The organism is Streptococcus sp. 5905 (assembly GCF_013276505.1).
Lineage (GTDB): Bacteria > Bacillota > Bacilli > Lactobacillales > Streptococcaceae > Streptococcus.
Genome location: NZ_VMLC01000001.1, coordinates 70,386 through 93,495, shown reverse-complemented (window position 1 = coordinate 93,495; position 23,110 = coordinate 70,386). Strand labels below are relative to the sequence as shown.

Below are 23,110 nucleotides of genomic sequence, written 5' to 3'. Positions count from 1 at the left end.
CCTTTCTACTTTACCTCTTGGCGCTTCACACGCTGACCAAAGTATTGATACAAATCCACTTTTAAGGTTCCGTTATAAAGTTTGCGCTTTTTATCCGCTGGACTTCCGTACTTACTTTCAAAAGCTTCGTCACTAGTCAGGATAAATTTGCTCCAGGTTTTCAATGGCGCAAAGACTTGTCCCATCTCAGCATAGAGCTTGGTGACTCCTGCATCATCAGATAAACGCTCTCCATATGGTGGATTGGAAATGATGACACCATTTACCTTGTCTGAGCGCAAGTCCTGTACCCGCATTTGTTTAAAAGTGATGTCACCTGACACACCTGCTGCTTGGGCATTGGCTTTAGCAATTTCAACCATACGAGCGTCTATATCACAGCCCATGATATCCAGTTCAAGTTCACGGTCAATTTTCTTGGCAGCATCAGTACGCACTTCTTGAATTAACCGATCGCTAACCCAGTTCCATTCTTCAAAAGCAAAGGAACGGCGAAGCCCAGGGGCCATCTTTCTAGCAATCATAGTCGCCTCTATACAGAAAGTTCCTGAACCACAGGTCGGATCAATTAAGGGCTTGTCTGGATACCAGTTAGATAGTTGTAAAATAGCCGCTGCCATATTTTCCTTGATCGGCGCCCCACCCTTTTCCGTACGATAACCACGTTTAAAAAGGCTAGAACCTGTCGTGTCAATCATGACAGTTGCCACATCCTTAAGGATGGACACCTCTATCTTAAACTCAGGACCATTTTCCATCAAGGGAACACCTTCTGGGCGGGCATAGTGTTTTTGCAGTTTCTTGACAACTGCTTTCTTGGAAATCGCCTGAACACTAGGTTCATTGTGAAGTTTAGACTTGACACATTTGGCCTTTGAGATAGGGAAACGTGCCCCGAGCGGGAGATAGTTTTCCCAATCTAGAGCAAAAACTCCTTGAAAGAGTTCTTCAAAGGTCTTAGCTGGAAAGCTTCCAACTACAATCTTGATACGGTCAGCTGCGCGAAGCCACAGATTGGTCTCGATGATTGCCTTCACATCTCCTTGAAAACGGACACGGCCATTTTCAACCTGGCAATCATAGCCTAACTCTCGCACCTCACGACCCACAACAGCTTCAAGACCCGCTGCAGCAGTTGCGATTAAATTAAATTCTTTTTTCATTTTACAGTCTTGCAAGACCTTTCTCTTGTTCACTTTAAAAAATGAGGTTGAGAAAAAATTCTCAGCCCCAACCTATATGCAATTTTCTATAAGCCATGTTTTGTTCCAGAAGTGACTAGGACCACTTCCTTCGATAATCATCTGTCTACCGCTAACAGCCTATAACTGATAGCAGTCAGAGTACTACGTTCGTTTCCGTGCACTCCATGCCCCGACCAAAATTTGGGTTGCTAGCTTGAGGGGTTTACCGCGTTCCACTCTCTCTGTTTCCAGAAAGACTCCGTCACTGTGGCACTTTCAAGCCTACTCTGACTTATCCGAAGACTTAGCCATTTCGACTGCCGTAACGATCTCTCGTCCCTAGGCTTATGGTTTCGCCTAGCACAAACACTACAGGCATCACAGCCTGTGCTAGCATGGACTTTCCTCATGAAAAGGGATTCTCTTCACGCGATTATCCAAAAATTGCATCTAATGGACACCTAATTATAACTCAGAATTGTCTACGATTTGTTTACCGAATACTTCTTTTTCAAGTCGATTCAATCGTTTCAAAATATCAAAATTTGTCATTGGAGTAGAACTTGTTACTTCGATAGAACTTTGTTGAGTAGAACTTGCCTGTGGCTTGTTAGACAATTCCTCCTTCAAATCAGCAATCTCCTGACGAAGAGATTTGACCAAAGCTGCGTAAGTCTCATAATCCTTGATCACATCATCTAGGAACTCGTCTACCTCTGCCTTACTATATCCGCGAACTTCACGTCCAAACTCTTGTTCAAAAATATCTTTTGCTGAAAAAATAATACTTGCCATTTCTCTCTCCATTCTTGATTGCTATTCTTATTATATAAAAAAAGACAAACAAAAATCAAGGTCAAAGCCTCACTTTTCGGAAAAATTTTCCACTATTTCGTTCAGATCCTCAAATGTTAATCTTTTTGTAATATAGCCTCCTTGATTTTTCATCATCTGGTAAAAATACTGTAACTTGGTTTCATTTTCTTCGTCATAAAACAGGCAGCATCCATCCGTATTTTCCAGCAGAAATTTCTGATAATCACGTAGTTGCCCCTTGTGCTCATATTGTGGATAGGCATATTTGACAAAGTCAACCTGCTTAAACTCACTGAGTTTGATTTGATTGGCCTCATTCCAGTTACTACCATGGGTTTCAAAATCAAAAATGGTCGCCAGCTGAAAGCCATAGTCTGCTTGCATGTCTTTTGCCACTTGAAGCACCCAGTACTCAAAGCCCAGAGTTCCTGTAAAGACAAGCCAGGTCACCCCATCTTCTGCTAGACGTTCTAGATCTCTCCGAATTGCTGTTTTGATAATATCAACGCGAATATCCTTGTCATTAAAGAGACCAAGGTCGAAGGCTGAATAACCTAAAATCAAGGCTGTTGTCATTTTTAACCCTTTCTTTGTAAATTTATGATATAATAGAGTGATGTTATTGTACCAATAAGGAGAATTATGGTCAACTATCCACATAAACTTTCATCACAGAAGAGACAAGTACCCCCGTCACAAACTAAAAATTTCGCAAATCGGGGAATGTCTTTTGAAAAGATGATCAACGCTACGAACGACTACTATTTGTCGCATGGGTTAGCAGTTATTCACAAGAAACCGACTCCCATCCAAATCGTACGTGTTGATTATCCCCAACGAAGTCGAGCCAAGATTGTTGAAGCCTACTTTAGACAGGCCTCAACGACTGACTATTCAGGGGTTTATGATGGATACTACATCGACTTTGAAGCAAAGGAAACCAGGCAAAAACATGCGATTCCGATGAAGAATTTTCATCTCCATCAGATCCAGCATATGGAACAAGTTCTTGCCCAGCAAGGAATCTGCTTTGTCCTCCTTCACTTTTCTTCTCAGCAAGAAACCTACTTATTGCCGGCCATTGATTTGATTCGTTTCTATCATCAAGATAGAGGACAAAAGTCAATGCCACTTGGATATATTCGAGAAAATGGATATAAGATTGAACAAGGCGCTTTTCCTCAAATTCCCTATCTCGACGTTATCAAAGAACATTTACTAGGTGGTAAAACAAGATGAACAAACAAACTTTCCTGCGGATAGCTAAGTATGTCAGTATCTGCCTTTTGACCTTATTTATCGCAGCTATTATGCTAGGCGGAGGCCTCTTTCTCTACTATGTGAGCAAGGCTCCAGCCCTATCCGAAAGCAAGCTAGTCGCAACGACTTCTAGTAAGATTTATGACAGCAATGATGAACTTATCGCTGATCTTGGGTCAGAGCGCCGTGTCAATGCACAGGCTAATGAAATCCCTACGGAGCTGGTCAATGCGATTGTTTCGATTGAAGACCATCGTTTCTTTAATCACCGTGGAATAGATACCATTCGTATCCTCGGTGCTTCCTTACGAAATCTTCGAGGTGGTGGTGGTCTTCAGGGTGGTTCTACCTTGACACAGCAGTTAATCAAGCTGACCTATTTCTCTACGTCAACTTCTGATCAGACCCTTTCTCGTAAGGCACAGGAAGCCTGGTTAGCCTTTCAGCTAGAACAAAAAGCGACCAAACAAGAGATTCTAACTTACTACATCAATAAGGTCTACATGTCAAATGGTAACTACGGAATGCAGACAGCTGCTCAAAATTACTATGGCAAAGACCTCAAAGATTTAAGTTTGCCACAATTGGCTCTCCTAGCTGGAATGCCCCAAGCTCCAAATCAGTATGACCCCTACTCTCATCCAGAAGCGGCACAAGAACGCCGAGATCTGGTTCTCTCCGAGATGAAGGGACAAGGTTACATTACTGCCGAACAATACGAAAAAGCTATTAACACTCCGATTACAGACGGACTTCAAAGTCTAAAATCTGCTAATAGCTATCCTCCGTATATGGACAATTACCTCAAAGAAGTAATTGACCAAGTCGAACAAGAAACGGGCTACAACCTTTTGACAACGGGAATGGAAGTTTATACCAATGTCGATCCTAAAGTCCAACAACGTCTCTGGGATATCTACAATACCGACGAATATGTTAATTACCCAGATGATGAATTGCAAGTGGCTTCAACTATCGTAGATGTCACAAACGGGAAAGTCATCGCTCAATTAGGTGCCCGTCACCAATCAAGCAATGTTTCCTTCGGTATGAACCAAGCTGTTGAAACCAACCGTGACTGGGGTTCAACCATGAAACCCATCACAGATTACGCGCCAGCCTTGGAGTATGACATCTACGACTCAACTGCTTCTATCGTTCATGACGTACCATATAACTATCCTGGCACCAACACACCTGTTTATAACTGGGATAGAGGTTATTTTGGAAATATTACATTACAGTATGCCCTTCAACAGTCACGAAACGTCCCAGCCGTTGAAACTTTGAATAAGGTTGGACTAGATCGTGCTAAGACCTTCCTAAATGGACTCGGTATTGACTATCCAGATATGCACTATGCCAACGCGATTTCAAGTAACACAACCGAATCTAACAAAAAGTATGGAGCAAGTAGCGAGAAAATGGCTGCTGCTTATGCTGCTTTTGCAAACGGTGGTATCTACCGCAAACCGATGTATGTTAACAAGGTCGTCTTTAGTGACGGTAGCTCAAAAGAATTCTCTGACCCTGGTACTCGGGCTATGAAAGAAACAACTGCCTACATGATGACAGAGATGATGAAAACAGTTCTGACTTATGGAACAGGACGTGGAGCCTACCTATCATGGTTACCACAAGCTGGTAAGACTGGTACATCAAACTATACAGATGATGAAATTGAGAAATACATTAAGAACTCTGGTTATGTAGCTCCAGACGAAATGTTTGTCGGCTATACTCGTAAATATTCAATGGCTGTCTGGACCGGTTACTCTAACCGACTTACTCCTATCGTTGGTGATGGCTTCTACGTTGCTGCTAAGGTCTATCGTTCGATGATGACCTACCTCTCAACAGATGACCATCCAGGGGATTGGACCATGCCTGAAGGCCTTTACAGAAGCGGAGAATTTGTCTTTAAGAATGGAGCACGCAATACGTGGACCCCTTCATCATCTACACAACAAAGTTCGACATCTGAAAGTTCTAGCTCAACATCTGAGAGCTCGACTTCTCAGTCAAGCGCAACTTCTCCAAGCACAAGTAGTAGCGCAAATAGCAATCCTAACAATAATAATACGCAACAATCAAATATCATCCCTGGTCAACAAAATCCCCAACCAGTACAACCATAATTACAAGAAAACTCCTGAGATCAGTATAATCTCAGGAGTTTTTGGTCGTCTGATACACTATTCTATCTGTCTGCTACTCAGACTTGAGTAAAAGAAAAAGATTGAAGAAAATTGTCCAAAATGGACTTTTTCTTCAATCTGGAGCTGACTTATCGTTAGCTCTTTTGCATTATTTCACATGGTTTACAAGCTCTTCTTGAGCCTTTTTATTCGACTCTTCTTTTTCTTTCATCCATTTTTCTTGGGCTTTTTGATATTCTTCTGTTGTTACCGCCTTGTCTTGTACATCTAGGTATTTATACAAGAGGGCTTCGCTCATACCCTTGTTACCAGAGTATGCAAACGGAAGTGTAAATGGTACCATCTTAGACAACATTGGACGACCAGTTTGAGAAGTTGTTGGGATGATCAAGGCACTATCTGTCAACCAAGCTTGGGCAGCAGCATATTTTTCATAACGTTTTGAAACGTCAGTAGTTTCTTCCCCAGCTTCCACAACCATTTTTTCGTAGTCTTCCAAACCAACCTGCTTAGCCGCAGCATTGTTTGTTCCAGAGTCAAATCCTAGGTAAGTCTTCGTATTTTCTCCGACAGATGGCTTGATGATATCAAGGTAGGTAGATGGATCCGCAAAGTCTGGAGACCAACCAACATTATCTGAGATATCCCAATCTTCACCAGCAGCAGTCTCGGCAAAGTAGGTGATGTTCAAGACATCGTCTTTTTGAAGTTGTTGGATATCCACAACTACATTATCTGTTCCCAAAGTTGCTTCAAGTGACTGTTTCAAAGATTGCACACGTTGAACTTTTGTTGTGTTTGTTTGGTCTACTGGCATATCCAAGTGGATTGGGAATTTCACTCCTTCTGCTTGAAGAGCTGTCTTAGCCTTGGCGAATTCTGCTTTGGCTTTTTCTGGATTGTAGAGACCATCTTGGGCATCATCCAAGTTCACGTTGCTCCACTCGTCACCGTATGTCACCAATTTTTCTTTGACCAACTCACCAAAGTTTTTACCATCTGCTTGAACAAATGTAGGTGGGACAAACAAGTTGCGAAGCAGTTTAGTCGCACCACTTGCGCCGTTTACTTGAGAGGCATAGGCAGTTCTATCAAAACCAAAGGCAAGCGCTTGACGGAAATCTTTATTTAGAAGAGCTTTCTTGGTAGATGTTTTTTGTTCATCAGCTGTCTTAGAAGTATGTTGATAAGACTGACGGTCGATATTGATACCAACTAAGAAAGTTGTTGAATCTTGTTGTGTGTAAACAATATTGTCTTTAAAGGCTTTTTCAGTCTCTGGGTAGCTCGCGCTTGTTGGGAAGAGACGTGCCATTGTAAAGCTGCCATCTTTGAAGGCTTCAGTTGGTTTGTTGGTATCTTGGCCATCCCAGTATGACAATTTCACCTTGCCAATGTGGACATTATCTTTATCCCAATAGTTTGGATTCTTTTCAAACTCAACAGAAGATTTGGCTACAATCGATTTGAGCAAGAATGGTCCATTATAGAGAATACTACTAGGATCTGTCCCTTTGGCGAAGTCATCCCCTTTGGAGTTCAAGAACTCTTCATTTACTGGAGCCAAAACTCCCATCGTTGTCTTAGAATTCCAGAAGCTTTCTGGCTTGTTCAATGTGTACTGAACTGTATAATCATCAAGGGCCTTGATTCCTACTTGAGAGAAGTCTGTAATTTCTCCTTTAACATAGGCGTCCAATCCTTTGATTGATTCTTGAACTAAATAAAGACCATCAGATTTTTTATCAGCAGCATATTTAAGTCCTGTTACAAAGTCTTGAGCTTTGACTGCGGCGTATTCTTCACCTTCAGAAGTATACCATTTTGCATCCTTACGGATAGTATAAGTGTAAGTCAATCCATCCTTCGATACAGACCAATCCTCAGCCATAGACGGCACAAAGTTTCCGTAGCGGTCATTTTCTAGCAGACCATCAACCACGTTGCTGGTAATATTTGCTGTAGCTGCTTTATTAGTTGTCAAATAGTTCAGGTTGTCAGGATCCGTCTCATAAATGTATGAGAATGTCTTCTCACCTTTGGCGCTTGAACCTGATCCAGAGCATGCAGCTAAAGTAGTCGCTGCCAATAATGTCACGCCCGCAAGGGCAAATAGTTTTGAACTTTTCATCATTTTCTCCTTTAAAACTTTCTCTCCATTATAGACTCTTTTCAGAAAGATGTCAACAGAATTTTCAGAATTTTTGTGTTAATTTGGTATATTCTGAAAAATAATTTTAAGGATATTCTAAAGTAATAATTATTCGTCTCTCTTGGGCTTCACTAACAAAGTTTATACCGAAAAAGGGGGCACTAAAAACCGATTTTTCTATATTTTTGATATAATTAAATATAAGAAAAATCAAGGAGAAAGATATGATCTTAATTACAGGTGCCAATGGTCAACTTGGTACAGAACTACGTTATCTGCTAGATGAACGAAATGTGGACTATGTTGCAGTGGATGTGGCCGAAATGGATATCACTGATTCTGAAATGGTTGAAAAGGTTTTTGCTGAGGTCAAGCCAACTCTAGTCTATCATTGTGCAGCCTATACTGCTGTTGATGCAGCTGAAGATGAAGGAAAAGAACTGGATTTTGCCATAAACGTAACTGGAACTGAAAATGTTGCTAAGGCCTCTGAGAAATACGGAGCTACTCTGGTCTATATCTCAACAGACTACGTCTTTGATGGAAAGAAACCCGTCGGACAAGAATGGGAAGTTGATGACCTACCTGATCCGCAGACAGAGTACGGACGTACCAAGCGAATGGGTGAAGAGCTTGTTGAAAACCTTACGTCACAGCATTACATTATCCGCACTGCTTGGGTCTTTGGAAATTATGGAAAAAACTTTGTTTTTACCATGCAAAATCTAGCCAAAACCCATAAAACTCTTACTGTAGTCAACGACCAACACGGTCGCCCAACTTGGACACGTACCTTGGCCGAATTTATGACCTACTTGACTGAAAATCAAAAAGAATATGGCTACTACCACTTATCAAATGACTCAACTGAAGATACCACTTGGTATGACTTTGCTGTCGAGATTCTTAAAGGCAGTGATGTTCAGGTTGTGCCAGTAGACTCCAGCAAGTTTCCTGCAAAGGCCAAACGTCCCCTCAACTCAACCATGAGCTTGGCAAAAGCAAAGGCGACAGGTTTCGTCATTCCAACCTGGCAAGATGCCCTTAAAGAGTTTTATAAACAAGAAGTAAGAAAATAAAAGATTACGACACACATAAAAAGCAAGAGATCTTGAATTCTCTTGCTTTTTTGTTTGCATTTATTTAATCACTTGTTGTGTCTTAGCATAGTTAGCTTCGACTGCTTCTTTTTCTGATTTCCACCAGTCTTGGTTATCCGTGTACCACTTGATGGTCTCTTTGAGACCTGCTTCAAAGTTGGTGAACTCTGGCTTCCACCCTAGCTCATCGCGAAGCTTGCTAGCGTCAATAGCATAGCGAAGGTCGTGACCCGCACGGTCTGTCACATGATCATAAGCGTCAGCTGGCTGTCCCATTTCCTTGAGAATGAGTTCCAGCACTTCTTTATTGTTCTTCTCACCATCCGCACCAATCAAGTAGGTTTCACCGATTTGGCCTTTGGTCAGAATCGTCCAAACACCTGAAGAATGGTCATTGGTGTGAATCCAGTCACGGACGTTTTTACCTTCACCGTAGAGTTTTGGCTTGATACCGCTCAAGATATTGGTGATTTGTCGTGGAATGAACTTCTCAATATGCTGATAAGGACCATAGTTGTTTGAACAGTTAGAAATCGTCGCTTTGACACCAAATGAGCGCACCCAAGCTTTGACAATCAAATCTGAGGCTGCCTTAGTCGATGAGTAAGGCGAACTTGGATTGTACTTGGTTTCAGCCGTAAATTTCTCACCCGGCCCTTCTCCATGACCTGGCAAATCTTCACGCAGAGGGAGATCCCCATAGACTTCGTCAGTTGACACATGGTGGAAACGAAGGTCGTATTTACGAGCCGCTTCCAAAAGTGTGTAGGTTCCAATGAAGTTGGTGTGGATAAAGGAACTCGGGTCATTGAGCGAGTTGTCATTGTGGCTTTCTGCCGCATAGTGTACAATGGCATCCGCTTCAGCTGCTAACTTATCTACCAAGGCTACATCAGCAATATCTCCAACAACTAACTCAACACGGTCGCCTAAAATTTCTTCAATATTGGCACGATTACCTGCATAAGTCAGCTTGTCCAGCACTGTCACATGCACATCTGGAAAGTTATTGTAAACATAGTGGACAAAGTTAGAACCGATAAAACCAGCCCCACCTGTCACGATGATATTTTTATATTTAGTCATATTACTTCCTTATTCCCAATCTTCTTTTTTCAAAGGCTTCACGTCCTTAAGTAGGGGATGATGTTTGTCCGCTTCAGATACCTCTGCTTCTTCCAGATTTTCCCACTCAATTCCTAATTCTGGGTCAGAGTAGTTAACAAAGGCATACTTAGGTTTGAGTTCAAGCGCCCAATAGTCATTAACCAGATAGCTATAAGAAACTGTATCAGATAGGACTTGAAATCCATTGGCTACGCCACGAGGGACAAAGATTCCCTTACTAGCGTCAATCTCTGTCTGGTAAACATTCCCAAAAGTTTCACCCTCACGCAAATCAACCCATGATCCTAGAACCTTCCCATTATCTGCAACAGAGATGTACTTGTCCCAAGGCTCAGCATGGAGGCCTCGAAGAACATTTTTGCGAGAAAAGCTGACGTTATTTTGCAGTTTCCCTTCAGCAAAGAAGCTTTCAGGAAAGCCAAGTGGCACCATCTTTTCCTTCTGGAAATTTTCCTTAAACCAGCCACGATTGTCTCCATGAACTGGAATATCAAACTCTAACAAACCTGGAATTGCATCAATCTTACGCACTGCAAGTGTTTTTCCAAAAAAATTATCTGTCATCTAGATTTCTCCAATCAAACGGAGCAGGTACTGCCCGTATTCATTTTTCTTTAGAGGTTGCGCCAACTTCAGCACATCTTCACGGCTGATATAACCCATTCGATAAGCAATTTCTTCCAGATTGGCAACCTGAACATTTTGCATCCGTTGAACCGTTTCGATATATTGTGAGGCCTCTAACAAGCTCTCATGTGTTCCTGTATCCAACCAAGCAAAACCACGTCCCATAAGCTCAACAGACAAATCACCACGATCCAAGTAAGCCTTGTTGACATCTGTGATTTCTAATTCTCCGCGAGGACTTGGTTTGATACTCTTGGCAATTTTGACAACATCGTTATCATAGAAATACAGTCCTGTCACTGCATAGTTAGAGCGCGGCTGTTCTGGTTTTTCTTCGATGGAGATAGCATTCATATTTTCATCAAATTCTACAACACCAAAACGTTCTGGATCCTTAACGTGGTAACCAAAAACAGTCGCACCTTTCTCTTTCTTGGCTGCTTTTTGAAGCATTGTGCTCAGACCAGGACCATGGTAGATATTGTCGCCTAAAATCAAGGCAACGCTATCGTCACCGATAAATTCTTCACCGATAATAAAAGCCTGAGCAAGTCCATCTGGACTTGGCTGTTCCGCATAAGAAAGCTTAATCCCAAATTCGGAGCCATCCAAGAGCAAGTCCTTAAAACGGGGTAAATCTTGTGGTGTTGAGATAATCAAAATGTCCTTAATCCCGGCCAACATCAAGGTTGACAAAGGATAGTAAATCATGGGTTTATCATAAACCGGCATCAGCTGTTTTGACGCAGCGCGTGTAAGGGGGTACAGTCGGGTACCTGAGCCACCCGCAAGAATAATACCTTTCATAATGGAATAACCTTTCTTCGTTGTTTTTAATTACTAAATTCTTCCTCTACTACACTAAGTATCCGTTCAATCACCACTAATATTTATAATCTGCTAAACGTCCACAGAAGATAACCTTATCATTCTGTGAAGCTTCTTCGTGGTATTTAGAAAAGATAGCATTATTTTTCTCACCATTAATTGGATAATATGGTTCATCTCCACGTTTCCAGTCAGCTGGATATTCACGCGTGATGCCTGTCTTAGGCTGCAGACCATACTCAAATTTTTTATGCTCAATGATACGAGTATAAGGAATCTCACGATCTGTATAGTTCACTACAGCATTTCCTTGGTGATTTTCCTCATCAAGCACTTCGTGCTTAAAACGTAAACTGCGATACTCTAGCTCACCATGCTTATAATCAAAATACTGGTCAATCATTCCTGTAAAAGCAACTTTGTTAGCAGATGCTTCCAGCTCTTCACGATAGTCAAAGCAATCCACTCCTAGCTAAACTTCTACGTCTTTAAGTATAATTTCAATAATCACATTGTATCCACCAATAGGAATCACTTGATAACGGTTGTTAAAATAATTATTATCAAAGGTTAAACGAACTGGAAGGCGTTTAATGATAAATGGAGGAAGTTCTGTCGCTGAGCGTTCCCATTGCTTCTCAGTATGGACCACTTCTAACAATTATTTTTTCCATTTTTATTATACTAAATTAATCTCTTTCAAAAATATCACGTGTATAGACTTTTTCCTTAACATCTTCTAATGAGTTATCATAGCGATTAGCAACAATGGCATTACTCAGTCGTTTGAATTCCTCTAAATCATTGATAACGGAACTTCCAAAAAATGTACTCCCGCTTTCTAAAGTGGGTTCATAAATAACTACTCTTACTCCCTTAGCTTTTATACGTTTCATAATACCTTGAATAGAGCTTTGACGAAAATTATCGCTATTACTCTTCATAGTCAATCTATAGATGCCAATAATAATATCTTTTTCTACTCTCTCATCGAAAACATTATAGGCTGAATAATCATAATAATCTACCATCTTAAGAACCTGATCAGCAATAAAGTCTTTACGTGTCGAATTGCTCCGTACTATGGCTCCTATAAGTTCTTCTGGTATATCTTCATAGTTGGCAAGAAGTTGCTTGGTATCTTTAGGAAGACAATAGCCACCATAACCGAAGGAAGGATTGTTATAGTGAGAACCAATCCGTGGATCTAAACAAACTCCATCAATAATAGCTTGAGTGTCTAGCCCCTTCATCTCAGAATAAGTATCCAGCTCATTAAAATAAGAAACACGCAGAGCAAGATAAGTATTCGCAAAAAGCTTTACTGCTTCAGCTTCTGTAAAGCCCATATACAATGTATCAATATCTTCTTTTAAAGCTCCTTCTTGAAGCAGTCCTGCGAAAGTTTCGGCAGCACTTACCAAGCGCTCATTATTTTTATCTGTTCCTAAAATAATTCGACTCGGATACAGATTATCATAAAGCGCCTTTGACTCACGCAAAAATTCAGGACTAAATAAGATATTTTCAGTCTGAAATTTCTTTCGAGCTGACTCTGTATAACCAACCGGAACTGTACTTTTAATGACCATGATGGCATCTGGATTATATTTAAGCACCGTTTCAATGACAGACTCTACAGCAGAAGTGTCAAAGAAGTTCTTCTTTGGATCATAGTTAGTTGGAGCTGCAATCACAACAAAATCCGCATCTTGATATGCTGCTTTTGCATCCAATGTAGCCACTAAATTTAAATCCTTTTCTGCCAGATATTTCTCTATATAGTCATCTTGAATAGGTGACTTTCTTTGATTAATTAATTCGACCTTCTCAGGAATAATGTCCACCGCCATTACTTGATGTTGCTGAGACAATAAAACCGCAATGGATAGACCAACATATCCCGTACCTGCTACTGCTATTTTCACATTTTTCTCCTTTCAATACTCGTACTTATGGTTCTTATGTTAGAAACTTTTTTAATTCACCAATAATACTCTTTATTTCTTTATAAAATAACATAACTAATAGTAAGAATAGCACAACTTGTATAGGATAAAGAATATAACTATTTTCCAACCATAAGACTATTGACTGAAAAATAAGCAATACATAGGAAAATACATCTCTTCTAATAAAAATTTTTAACTTTATATATTTTCTCATTGTATGAACACGTATTATCCAAACAACAAAGTAAGATATCATAGTGGCAATAGCAGCACCTATAGCTCCATAATAATATACAAAAACAAATGTGAAAATAATATTCACTATCGCTCCTACTAAGGTTGACTGACTATATATTTTTGAATCTTTAACCGCGGAAAAAATTCCACCAGCAAATCCTGAAATAGCTCCAAAAACATTTGCAATTAGTAAAAACGGAACAAACTTCCAAGCATCATAAAATTCATTCATATATAGAAACTTAGCAAGTATTTTACTACAAGAAATTAGTAGCCCAGAAATTAATACCATAATCATGTTATACTTATTATAAACTTGAGAAAAGAAATATTCGCTATCTTCATCACGATAAGACTTTACAGATGATAATATCCACGCTTGGTTAAATATATTTGCAAAAATATTTAAAATTGATGGGATTTTATAACCAACTGAATAAATGCCATTCACCGCTACACCACAAAATGCAATAACTACGTATCTATCTATTGCATTATTAATCCACCAACCTAATGAATTTAAGATTAAGGGAATACTGTAACTAACAAGTCTTTGCTGTAACTTTTTATTCTGAAGGCTAGTGTACTTAATGTTATATTGAGATATCTTATATATCAAGTATAAACTAGGTAGCACCAAACCCAATATATTAGACCAAAAATATCCAGCCAAACCTAGAGGTATAATTATAAGAAATAGAATGTTAAACCCCAATATAGAAATCGTATTGAGAATAGCAGCAATTGATAATATAGAAACTTTATCTATACCTCTAATAAATGAAGAAAGAAATTGATAAACAATAGTTGATAAATAAAGTAATAAAAAAGTTATGGAATTTTCTTTAAGTAATGGGAATATATTAAAGATATTATTGAAAATAATTCCTAATACTACAACTAAGAAACCTTTTATTATAATATTCCAGCCAATTGAATATACTATACTACTGTCATTTTTTTCATCTAATGCAAATCGAAGAACCCCTTCAGAAATATTAATTGAAATAATTGGAATTAGCAATGAGATTGTCGTATTAAATAAGTCATATGTTCCATAATCAGATGTAGATAGTACGCTTGTATATAACGGAACCATTAAAAAGACTAAAATTTTAGAACCAAAGTTGCTTAAAGTTAGTAATCCAATATTTTTTAGTAAGTAATTATATCTTCTACTCAATTTTCTAGTTCCTTATATAGTTGCATGATCTGCATGGCATTATTTTTATCTGAAAAACGTAATGTCGCCTTCTCTTGTCCTCTCAAAGCAATTTCCAAGATGGAACTCCTATTGTTTATTATAGTTTTTAAAATTTCACTAAGCTGCATATAATCTCCTGGTTCATACAGATATCCTGTTTCTCCTGTAGAAATTATCTCTTTTGTACCACCTGAATTTGTCCCAATAACTAACGCTCCAGACAACATTCCCTCAACTGTAATACGACCGAAAGCTTCTTTTTTGGAACACACACATACGATATCACATTTTCTGAAAAAATCAGTTGGATCAGATTGAAAACCATGAAACTCAATACCGTCAAGTTTATAATTTGAAATAACTTCTTTTATTTCTTTAAAATATTCTTCGCTTTCAACTATTCCTATAATATCAACTTTAAACATCTGTTTATATCTCTCAGGAAGATTAGCTATCGCTCTAACTAAATCAACCTGCCCTTTTCCAGGCGTAATTCTACCTGAAGATAAAATGTTAATCTTTTGGTTCTGAAATGCGACTTTATCTATAAAATAGTCATCAATTGATAAACCATTATGAATGACTTTTTTATAAACCAAAACTTCGTTGGAAAACTTTTTAGAAATTGAATCAGATATAGAAATTACACATGTTGATTTATTTATTAAATCAATTGCTTTTTTTCTATTACAAAATTCAATTCCTAAGTCCTCTTCCATAAACTCCCTTATATGCCATATTAATATTTTTCTCTGTTCGATTGCTGCCTGAGCTCCTAAAAAAGAAGTCAACGTATTCATATGAATAATATCAACTTTTTCTTTTTTTATAATTCTGTTGATTTTGTGAAGCGATATTCTGTTTAATAAATACTTTAACGGCAATTTCAAATAGTAAAAAATATTTTTAGTATGACTGAGATATTTTATCCAATAATTCCAAATATATTGTTTTACAACATAGTATTTAATTCCTTTGTTTACAAGCTCATCTTCCACATTTCCATGTTCTGGTAAAATGATAATAACCCTAAAGTCTGAATCCTCAACTATCGAAACTAATCGTAACAATGACCGGGTAGCTCCCGATGATATATCAGATGTAGATAAAAAATATAAGATACTTTTTGTCATATTATCCTTCCTTAATTTTAGATAAAAACAGAAAATTATTTATTAAAAAATAAATTAAAAATCTAAAAAACAACTATTCCATATGCCTTCTGCACATTATCATACAACCTTGAATTTCCCCATCCAATTTTATTTTTCTTGCTTAGTCAATCTCATTCCTATAAATGCACAGATAATAACCACGTAAAATATATGAAGAATAACATAATTTGCCCAAAAATCAATTGTTAAACTAACTATAGAAGAAGCTACAATAGTATATAACGCTAATTTTCTAAAAATTCCTTTTCCTTTTACCACTATTACTAATATCTGAAACATAGATAATAAAAAGATAAATAAGCCAATAACCCCAGTATCAATAAGGAAACTTGTCACTGTTGAATCAGCTGTAGTATAGCCATTAAAAAATGAATAAGTAGTCAAGTAATTATTGACACCACCAAATCCTGACCCAATAATAGCCTTTATAGTATCCGAGTCTAAATAATTTCCCCAATTTCTAAGTGTTCCAATACGTTGACCTAGAGAACCGTCAGCCATTCCATAACGATAAAGTGAAGAAAATCTTAAACCTATATAATTAGAAATAAACGCAAACACATCAAAATATAGGCAGAGAGAGACTACTATAATTAAAATAAGTACTATAGCACTCAACTTTCTATAGGTCAATATCCCATGTCTATTTAGTATAAACGAAAGAATTAAAATTACCCCAAAAGCTATCCAAACTATACGAGATTGAGTCAAAAAAATTGAAATTGCAATAAGTGTTTTATAAACTAAATTTAACACTCGGTTCTTATATGGGATAACAATTACCAAAATAAAAGCTAGCAACAAAACATATGCAAAATAGGTGTAGTGGAGAAATATTGAACTGGGATAATACAAACTATTCAAATTCATCGTTTGTATCCATTTAACTGCATCTATTTTTACAAAATTCACCATAAGATTGAAATGTTGCATATATTCATATAATCCAAAAATAGCAGTAAAACCAATGAAAGATTTAAAAATAGATAGTATTCTTATAACGCCATTTATATTTTTAGGTATTATATAATAAACAAATATTGGAAATAATATAAATTTAGAAGTCATCACCAATAAATCTTGTGTGAATATAACTGTTAATAACAAATAGTAGGCTAAAAAAATATATATAAACAAAAAATTTAAATTTATACTTAATTTGCTTTTTCGATATAAAGAATACAATGCCGACAAAAAAAATAAAATAACAATAACAGGAGTAACACCGTTTCCTGTATATAGAGAGAGCATTATAACTATCCATACTAATAATAAAATATAATTTGTTATACTATTTACCGTTTTCAATATATACCCCTGATATAATCTTCTCAAATTCTAAACAAGAGTTACTCCAATTTAGTGGTATAACAGTTTTATACCCTTCATTTTGAACTTGTGCCAACAATAATCGATCCTCTTGTAAATGTACTACCTTATTATATATTTCTGATAACTCTTCTACAACTATAGCATTCTGACCATTTGAGAGTTCCAACAAAGCTCCTCGACTTCTACCAACAACTGCACATTTATTTGCCATGGCTTCTACAATAGGTAGTCCCCATGCTTCAATTTCACTTGTAAAAAGATAGACATCCGATTCCTGATACATCTTTAAAATTTTTCCTCTTTCAGGATTAATCAACACATTATAGGTATCAGGTAACTTTTCTGGAATACGGCGTCCAAATATATTAATCTTCATATCAGGATATCGCTTCTTTAATTTTGCGATGATTTGTAACCCCTCTTGACTTTTCTTATGCTCACTTTCATGATACATCATCATCAAAGTGAGGTCCTTATGACTAATTTTTTCTGTATGAAGATACTCGTTGTCAGAAAGACCATTATATACAACATAAATAGTTTTATCTGTAAACTTTTGAATAGCTTTTTTTAAACTCCTCGTAACAGTAATTAATGTAAGTGGCAAGCGATACGATGCCTCCACCTCTTCCTTTCCTCCATTGAAGATTTCATAATCTTGAATAAAATAAAATTTGTTACCTTTGCTTGATGAGAAATTTGCGACATCATAGGCTGTTTGCCAAGCTGTCGCAATTACCACATCTGCATCACGTATATATTTTTCTGATACCACTGGTATCCGTTTTAAATCAAACTTCTTATCAAACCAATTATCGTTTTTTAGAGTATTCCCCAAAGAAGCTTTTATCCGATAAAAAATTGTCTGGTTTCTACCTCTATAACTAATCATAGGAACATAACAAACCACATCATGTCCTTGATCAATAAGGTAATTTGCATAGGTATAGATAACTCTTATTCCACCTGTCATTCTCTTAAATGGAAGGATAAAATTAATTTTCATTTTTTCTCCAAAAATCTAAATAAACATTAACTCACCGATTACTTGCACCACACTTTGCTTTAGATAGCCTCCTTTTATAACAGTGCTTATTCGCGCCAATTTATGCTTATGTGGAATGTTGATAAATTCACGAATAATATCTATCTCCTCATTACTTAGAGAATTCTGATAAACTTTTAAAAATGATTCTGCTTGATCAAATGATAGCTTCAAAGTTTCCTTGACATGAGAATTTCCTAACAACCTCTTGATAATAAAACCTAAAGTATTGACTTGTGTCGCCCCCACAACATTCCCACCGTGTTGACGATATTTAATTGTTGGTTCTTTAAGGCAAACAATTTTCCCAAAGCTAGCAGCAACTAAACCTATCCACCAATCATGCATAGCTACTGCATTACTATTCAAATCTAACAGATTGTTTAAACTTCTATTCCATAACATTGTACAACCCGTAATGTTATTTTGTATAAGTATACGATTCAATTCTGTCACATCTACATCTAAGGCACGATATTCGAAGAAAGAATCGTTAATTATATTTAAATTATCATCAACAACTTCTAAATCAGTATGAACTAAAATAGGTAAATCATCCTTTTCTGATTCTTTCATTTTATAAAGTGAGCGCTCAATCTTATTTGGGAACCAAAAATCATCTTGATCTGCAAACATAAAATAAGAAAAATCATGATTATTCGTCACCCATTTTTGAATAGCTGCAAAATTTTTCTCTGAGCTCCCCCCTATAACAGAGGAGTCTGTGATAACCTTAATTTTTTCAGGGTATTTTTCTTGGTATTGCTGAAGGATTTGAAAAGTAGCATCATTTGAACAATCGTCATGGATAAATAATTTCCAATCTTGATAAGTTTGCCTAAGAATAGAGTCTATCTGTTCTCCAATGTATTTAGCTCCATTATAAGTTGCCATCATAATTGCAATTTGCTTGTTACTCACTTTTTACTCCTTCAAACTCTTCCTCATAATCTGACACAATCTTTTCCCATGTGAATGCATCCGCAATTCGTTGGCTAGACTTTTCGTCTAATTCCGAGATCGCACCTTTATCAAATCGTTCCACTTCCTCAATTACACACGCCAACTTATCTTTTTTCCAATAAATAGCCCCATCTTCACCAACTTCTCGGTTAAAACCAACATCTAGCAACAAATTAAGCTTTGTGGATGCAAGAGCTTCTAAAAGCGATGGGTTTGTTCCACCAACTTCATGTCCATGGAAATAAGCAAAAGCATTCTCGCGAATATACTTGAGTAATTCTTGGTCATAGACAGTACCGACAAATTTGACCCTAGGGTCTTTGTCAAAACCAGTATCCTTGAGCAACTGATCGTAAAACTTATTTTGTTCTACATTTGTAATGAGAACAAAGTCTTTTTTAGAATTAGACTTCATAAATTCACGAATCATTGATTCATAGTTATTCTCGGGAACAAATCGTCCCACCACTAGATAATAGCCATTTTCGCTTACTCCTTTTTCACGATACCAGTTTCGAACTTTGGCATCTTCTGATTTCAGACTTGAAGGGGTAGTATCTGTACCATAAGCGATATAGGTCGTCTTGGGCTGATACTGTTTATAGTCCTCTCGGATATATTTTTCGATATTTTTACTATCACAGACTAATAAATCTGCATGTTTGACCATCAACTGTTCCGAAAATTTCCAATACTTCCGAACTGGCAGGCTCCATTTTGCCCGCAGCCACTCATGACCATCTGGATTTACCAGCAAACGGCCTCCGATCGAACGAATTTTTTTCTTAAGTCCAGAAATAAAAGGCCCGATACGACAAGCTAGAATGTAAAAAATAGGAGCTTCATCTTTGTTTTTCTTAGCTATTTCAATCGCTTTATTCACAGCAGCAATATCGTAAGCGATAGCACGAGCCGGTCCGATATTGGGCACATCAATGTTGAAGCAAATGGCTCCATTGTGCTCAAACTGGTCATCCGTGATACCAGATTTAGCTGAATTCTCACGCATACAAGCAATATAGTATTGTATGTTGCTGTCTTTTTGATACTCGGTTAATTTTTCAACAAAGGTTTCAAATCCTCCATACTTGGCAGGAATCCCCTTTGAACCAATGATATAAACTGACTGTTTCATCTCTCTCCTAACAAGACTGAAGGGCAAAAATCACTTCGCTCCATCTCTCATAAATACAACTTTAACTGTCTTCAATAAAATTTCAATATCTTTCCAAATTGTCCAATCATCTATATAGGCCACATCTAACTTGACAACTTCATCGAAATTCTTAATCTCACTTCGTCCACTGACCTGCCATAAGCCTGTTATCCCAGGTTTAAAACTAAGGCGACGTTTTTGTTCTGGGGTATAGTGTTCATACTCGTCCACTGTTGGTGGTCGTGTACCTACCAAACTCATATCTCCCTTTAGAACATTATAAAACTGTGGCAGCTCGTCCAAGCTAGTCTTCCGTATAAAACGACCAATTTTCGTGATACGTGGGTCATCATCCACCTTAAACATTCCACCCTGCATGGTATTTTGTTCCATGAGTTCTCTTTTTTTGTCCTCAGCATCTACACACATGGAGCGGAACTTGTAAAAAGTGAAATGGCGGCCATTTTTTCCTATACGCGTCTGAGCAAAAATAGCAGAGCCCCCATCCTTTCGAATCAAAGGGACCAGTACAATACTGACTAGACCACATAGTATCAGCCCTACTAGAGAACCGATAATATCAATAATCCGCTTAGCAATCACGTGACTAGTCTTATAAAATGTTGTAGAAAAAGTCACAACGTTTAATCCTGCCATCTCACGAATTTGCTTGTTACGTGCCAAACTACGATCAAAAGCATTTAGATTGACTGTTACATCAATTCCCATCGTTTCAAACTGAGAGATAAGCTCTCCAATATTGTATTTTTCACTTGGAAGATTGATAAAGACTTCATCGACCACCTCATGAGTCGCAAAGTCTACTATCTCCTCCTCTGCTACTACCTTTAAAGAATTATGCTGAAAATCTGGTTTGTCTAAAACACTGACAGCTACCAACTCCCCAACAACCTCATTTGATTCTATTAATCTATCCAGTACCTTTTCGGCACGAGAAGTTGCTGTGAGCAAGAGGATCTTCTTACTTCCTTTAAAATTGGGGTAAGCTCGCTTCCAATACCACTTGATAAATAGGTTTAGCACATAGACTAAAAGAGCATGTAATGTAAGGAAGTAAATCATGCCTCGTCTGGAAATACTAAATCGATCCTCTAAGAAAAAATTAGAAATACTAATCGCTAGCGCAAAGAATAGGATATATTTCAATGTCTGGACAAGTTCAAGCAAATATCCCCTTTTAAAGAAATCCTGTCCATAATCACTAATATAAAAGACAAAATAATGGAGGATATAAAGTGCAATAGCTGTTGTTGAAACAATCTCCGTTTCTCTCACAGCGCTAAGCAGATAAGTCAATAAAATAACAAGAAAACTCTGGATTATGGCCAATGAAGGCTTTACTACTTTTCCATTCATCTCTATCCCCCAACCTATTTTTTATTTTTTCCCGTAATCTCCATAATTTCCATAAGGACTGTGTTTGTATACTGAAGTATCGAATTTATTCAACACAACTCCCAAAAACGGCTTCTCAGTTTGTTCCAACTGTTCTTTCGCTTTTTGAATCTCTCGTCGATTTGTTTCACCTGCTGCTGTCACTAAAATAGAGGCATCGCATTTTCGCGTAATGATAACCGCATCAATCACAGCACCGACAGGAGCAGTATCTACGATGATGTAGTCAAAATATTTACGCAAGGTTTCAAGCATTGTACTGAAATTCTTACTTTGAAGAAGTGCTGTCGGATTCGGTGACACAGAGCCAGCCTGAATCACAAAGAGATTTTCGATATTGGTATCACAAAGCCCTTGTGACAAGTCTGTGGTTCCTGATAAAAATTCTGTCAGACCTGTAATTTTATCCCTTGCTTTAAAGACACCTGACATAACAGAATTGCGAATATCTCCATCAATCAACAGCGTTTTGTAACCTGCACGCGCAAAAGCCCAAGCGATATTAGTGGAAGTCGTTGATTTTCCTTCTCCTGGTTTCACAGAAGTGATAGAAAATACTTTCAAATCATCTCCACTTAACTGTAGGTTCGTGCACAAAGCATTATAATACTCCTCTGCCTTTTTTACAAGATCCAATTTTGCCTGTGAGATTTCTAACGTTGGCATAACTTCCTCCTATTTCATTTTGTCCAAATCTGGAACGACCCCTAGAAGTGGAATTTGTAGTACATCTTCGACATCTTCAGGACGTTTCACACGGGTATCGAGTAACTCAATCAAAAGAACAGTAATTACTGTTACGACGGCTCCTCCAAGAAAACCAAACAAGGTATTGCGTCGAACATTTGGAGAAGAGGGAGTCGTAGCTGGTCGCGCTTCTTCAAGTGTCGTTACATCAGATACTCGCGTTACAGCGATGATCTTTTCTGCAGCAACTTCTCGTAGAGAATTAGCAATGCGGCTGGCTTCCTCTGGTTGTTTATCCTTGACAGAGATTGAGACGATACGAGTATCAGCTGGTACAGTCACTTGAACTTTACTAGCTAACGTTTTTGCTGGCATATCCAATTTCAAATTTGTCGCTACCTTTTCCAATACATCCTGCGAAAGGATAATCTCACGGTAGTCTTTTACCAGATAAGATCCTGCCTGCAAGTCCTGATTTGTCAGTCCCGGCTTATCTCCTTGATTACGGTTGACTACGTAAATACGCGTGGTACTCGTATATTCTGGCTTAACAATAAAAGTGCTATATGCAAAAGCTCCCGCCCCTGTCACAAGTGCCACTAATAAAATAATTAGCTTGCGTTTCCACAAGGTTTTTAATAATTGAAATACATCGATTTCTATCGTATTTTGTTCTTTCATCATTTCTC

At 37.7% G+C, this 23,110-nt stretch carries 20 protein-coding genes, 1 other RNA gene and 1 pseudogene; 3 read left to right on the top strand and 19 right to left on the bottom strand.

Going from position 1 to position 23,110, the window contains the following annotated elements; genetic code table 11:
* Positions 1-5: 5 nt before the first annotated feature.
* The 4 genes from HT680_RS00405 to HT680_RS00390 all read right to left on the bottom strand — a co-directional run bounded on the left by HT680_RS00405 (position 6) and on the right by HT680_RS00390 (position 2,576).
* On the bottom strand, positions 6-1,163 hold the full coding sequence (locus HT680_RS00405) for a class I SAM-dependent RNA methyltransferase (protein ID WP_173257408.1): 1,158 nt from the start codon (positions 1,161-1,163) through the stop codon (positions 6-8).
* Between the two features lie 84 nt (positions 1,164-1,247).
* Positions 1,248-1,629: RNase P RNA component class B (rnpB, locus tag HT680_RS00400), an RNA gene on the bottom strand.
* A 20-nt stretch (positions 1,630-1,649) separates the two neighbouring features.
* The gene (gene gpsB, locus HT680_RS00395) at positions 1,650-1,979 is read right to left on the bottom strand and encodes a cell division regulator GpsB (RefSeq protein ID WP_000146526.1); all 330 of its coding nucleotides are present in this window, start codon (positions 1,977-1,979) and stop codon (positions 1,650-1,652) included.
* Positions 1,980-2,048: 69 nt separating this feature from the next.
* Entirely contained in the window at positions 2,049-2,576 is a 528-nt protein-coding gene (locus HT680_RS00390; protein ID WP_173257406.1) for a DUF1273 domain-containing protein, read from the bottom strand.
* Between the two features lie 66 nt (positions 2,577-2,642).
* On the opposite strand from HT680_RS00390, the gene recU reads away from it, so the two are divergent.
* Positions 2,643-3,239, top strand: a complete 597-nt coding sequence (gene recU / locus HT680_RS00385) for a Holliday junction resolvase RecU (protein ID WP_173257404.1) — start codon at positions 2,643-2,645, stop codon at positions 3,237-3,239.
* Positions 3,236-5,398, top strand: a complete 2,163-nt coding sequence (pbp1a, locus tag HT680_RS00380; RefSeq protein WP_173257402.1) for a penicillin-binding protein PBP1A — start codon at positions 3,236-3,238, stop codon at positions 5,396-5,398. Before recU ends, pbp1a begins: the two co-directional genes overlap by 4 nt.
* 169 nt (positions 5,399-5,567) lie before the next feature.
* On the opposite strand, the gene HT680_RS00375 is transcribed toward pbp1a, so the two are convergent.
* A complete protein-coding gene (locus HT680_RS00375) occupies positions 5,568-7,550 on the bottom strand; it encodes a peptide ABC transporter substrate-binding protein (RefSeq protein WP_173257400.1) in 1,983 nt (660 codons plus the stop codon).
* Positions 7,551-7,795: 245 nt separating this feature from the next.
* Here HT680_RS00375 and rfbD point away from each other — a divergent pair, with 245 nt between their 5' ends.
* A complete protein-coding gene (gene rfbD, locus HT680_RS00370) occupies positions 7,796-8,650 on the top strand; it encodes a dTDP-4-dehydrorhamnose reductase (protein WP_173257399.1) in 855 nt (284 codons plus the stop codon).
* 60 nt (positions 8,651-8,710) lie between these two features.
* On the opposite strand, the gene rfbB is transcribed toward rfbD, so the two are convergent.
* The 14 genes and pseudogenes from rfbB to cpsC form a co-directional block, all read right to left on the bottom strand.
* Positions 8,711-9,757, bottom strand: coding sequence for a dTDP-glucose 4,6-dehydratase (gene rfbB / locus HT680_RS00365; protein ID WP_173257397.1), 1,047 nt, complete (start codon positions 9,755-9,757; stop codon positions 8,711-8,713).
* Between the two features lie 9 nt (positions 9,758-9,766).
* Positions 9,767-10,363, bottom strand: coding sequence for a dTDP-4-dehydrorhamnose 3,5-epimerase family protein (locus tag HT680_RS00360; RefSeq protein WP_173257395.1), 597 nt, complete (start codon positions 10,361-10,363; stop codon positions 9,767-9,769).
* Complete coding sequence (rfbA, locus tag HT680_RS00355; protein ID WP_084975877.1) at positions 10,364-11,233, bottom strand: glucose-1-phosphate thymidylyltransferase RfbA; 870 nt, start codon at positions 11,231-11,233, stop codon at positions 10,364-10,366. It lies immediately after the preceding gene.
* Between the two features lie 76 nt (positions 11,234-11,309).
* Positions 11,310-11,906 (bottom strand): annotated as a pseudogene (locus tag HT680_RS09260) (UDP-galactopyranose mutase).
* 37 nt (positions 11,907-11,943) lie between these two features.
* Positions 11,944-13,182 (bottom strand): nucleotide sugar dehydrogenase, encoded by a 1,239-nt coding sequence (locus tag HT680_RS09255; RefSeq protein WP_084975878.1) that lies wholly within the window; start codon positions 13,180-13,182, stop codon positions 11,944-11,946.
* A 34-nt stretch (positions 13,183-13,216) separates the two neighbouring features.
* Positions 13,217-14,626, bottom strand: coding sequence for an oligosaccharide flippase family protein (locus HT680_RS00340; protein ID WP_038806408.1), 1,410 nt, complete (start codon positions 14,624-14,626; stop codon positions 13,217-13,219).
* Positions 14,623-15,780 carry a glycosyltransferase gene (locus HT680_RS00335; protein ID WP_000167409.1) on the bottom strand — a complete coding sequence of 386 codons (1,158 nt, stop codon included), beginning with the start codon at positions 15,778-15,780 and terminating at the stop codon, positions 14,623-14,625. Before HT680_RS00335 ends, HT680_RS00340 begins: the two co-directional genes overlap by 4 nt.
* A 129-nt stretch (positions 15,781-15,909) precedes the next feature.
* The gene (locus HT680_RS00330; RefSeq protein WP_239822508.1) at positions 15,910-17,130 is read right to left on the bottom strand and encodes an O-antigen polymerase; all 1,221 of its coding nucleotides are present in this window, start codon (positions 17,128-17,130) and stop codon (positions 15,910-15,912) included.
* Positions 17,114-18,160: a glycosyltransferase family 4 protein gene (locus HT680_RS00325; protein ID WP_084975879.1), complete on the bottom strand. Its 1,047-nt coding sequence runs from the start codon at positions 18,158-18,160 to the stop codon at positions 17,114-17,116. Before HT680_RS00325 ends, HT680_RS00330 begins: the two co-directional genes overlap by 17 nt.
* Before the next feature lie 15 nt (positions 18,161-18,175).
* On the bottom strand, positions 18,176-19,120 hold the full coding sequence (locus HT680_RS00320) for a glycosyltransferase family 2 protein (RefSeq protein WP_000066761.1): 945 nt from the start codon (positions 19,118-19,120) through the stop codon (positions 18,176-18,178).
* The gene (locus HT680_RS00315) at positions 19,113-20,297 is read right to left on the bottom strand and encodes a glycosyltransferase family 1 protein (protein WP_173257393.1); all 1,185 of its coding nucleotides are present in this window, start codon (positions 20,295-20,297) and stop codon (positions 19,113-19,115) included. The genes HT680_RS00320 and HT680_RS00315 overlap by 8 nt, the downstream gene beginning before the upstream one ends.
* Positions 20,298-20,327: 30 nt before the next feature.
* Positions 20,328-21,695: a sugar transferase gene (locus tag HT680_RS00310; protein ID WP_173257391.1), complete on the bottom strand. Its 1,368-nt coding sequence runs from the start codon at positions 21,693-21,695 to the stop codon at positions 20,328-20,330.
* A gap of 21 nt (positions 21,696-21,716) precedes the next feature.
* Positions 21,717-22,400, bottom strand: a complete 684-nt coding sequence (locus HT680_RS00305) for a tyrosine-protein kinase (RefSeq protein WP_173257389.1) — start codon at positions 22,398-22,400, stop codon at positions 21,717-21,719.
* Positions 22,401-22,409: 9 nt separating this feature from the next.
* Positions 22,410-23,102, bottom strand: coding sequence for a capsular polysaccharide biosynthesis protein CpsC (cpsC, locus tag HT680_RS00300; RefSeq protein WP_173258614.1), 693 nt, complete (start codon positions 23,100-23,102; stop codon positions 22,410-22,412).
* Positions 23,103-23,110 lie beyond the last annotated feature (8 nt).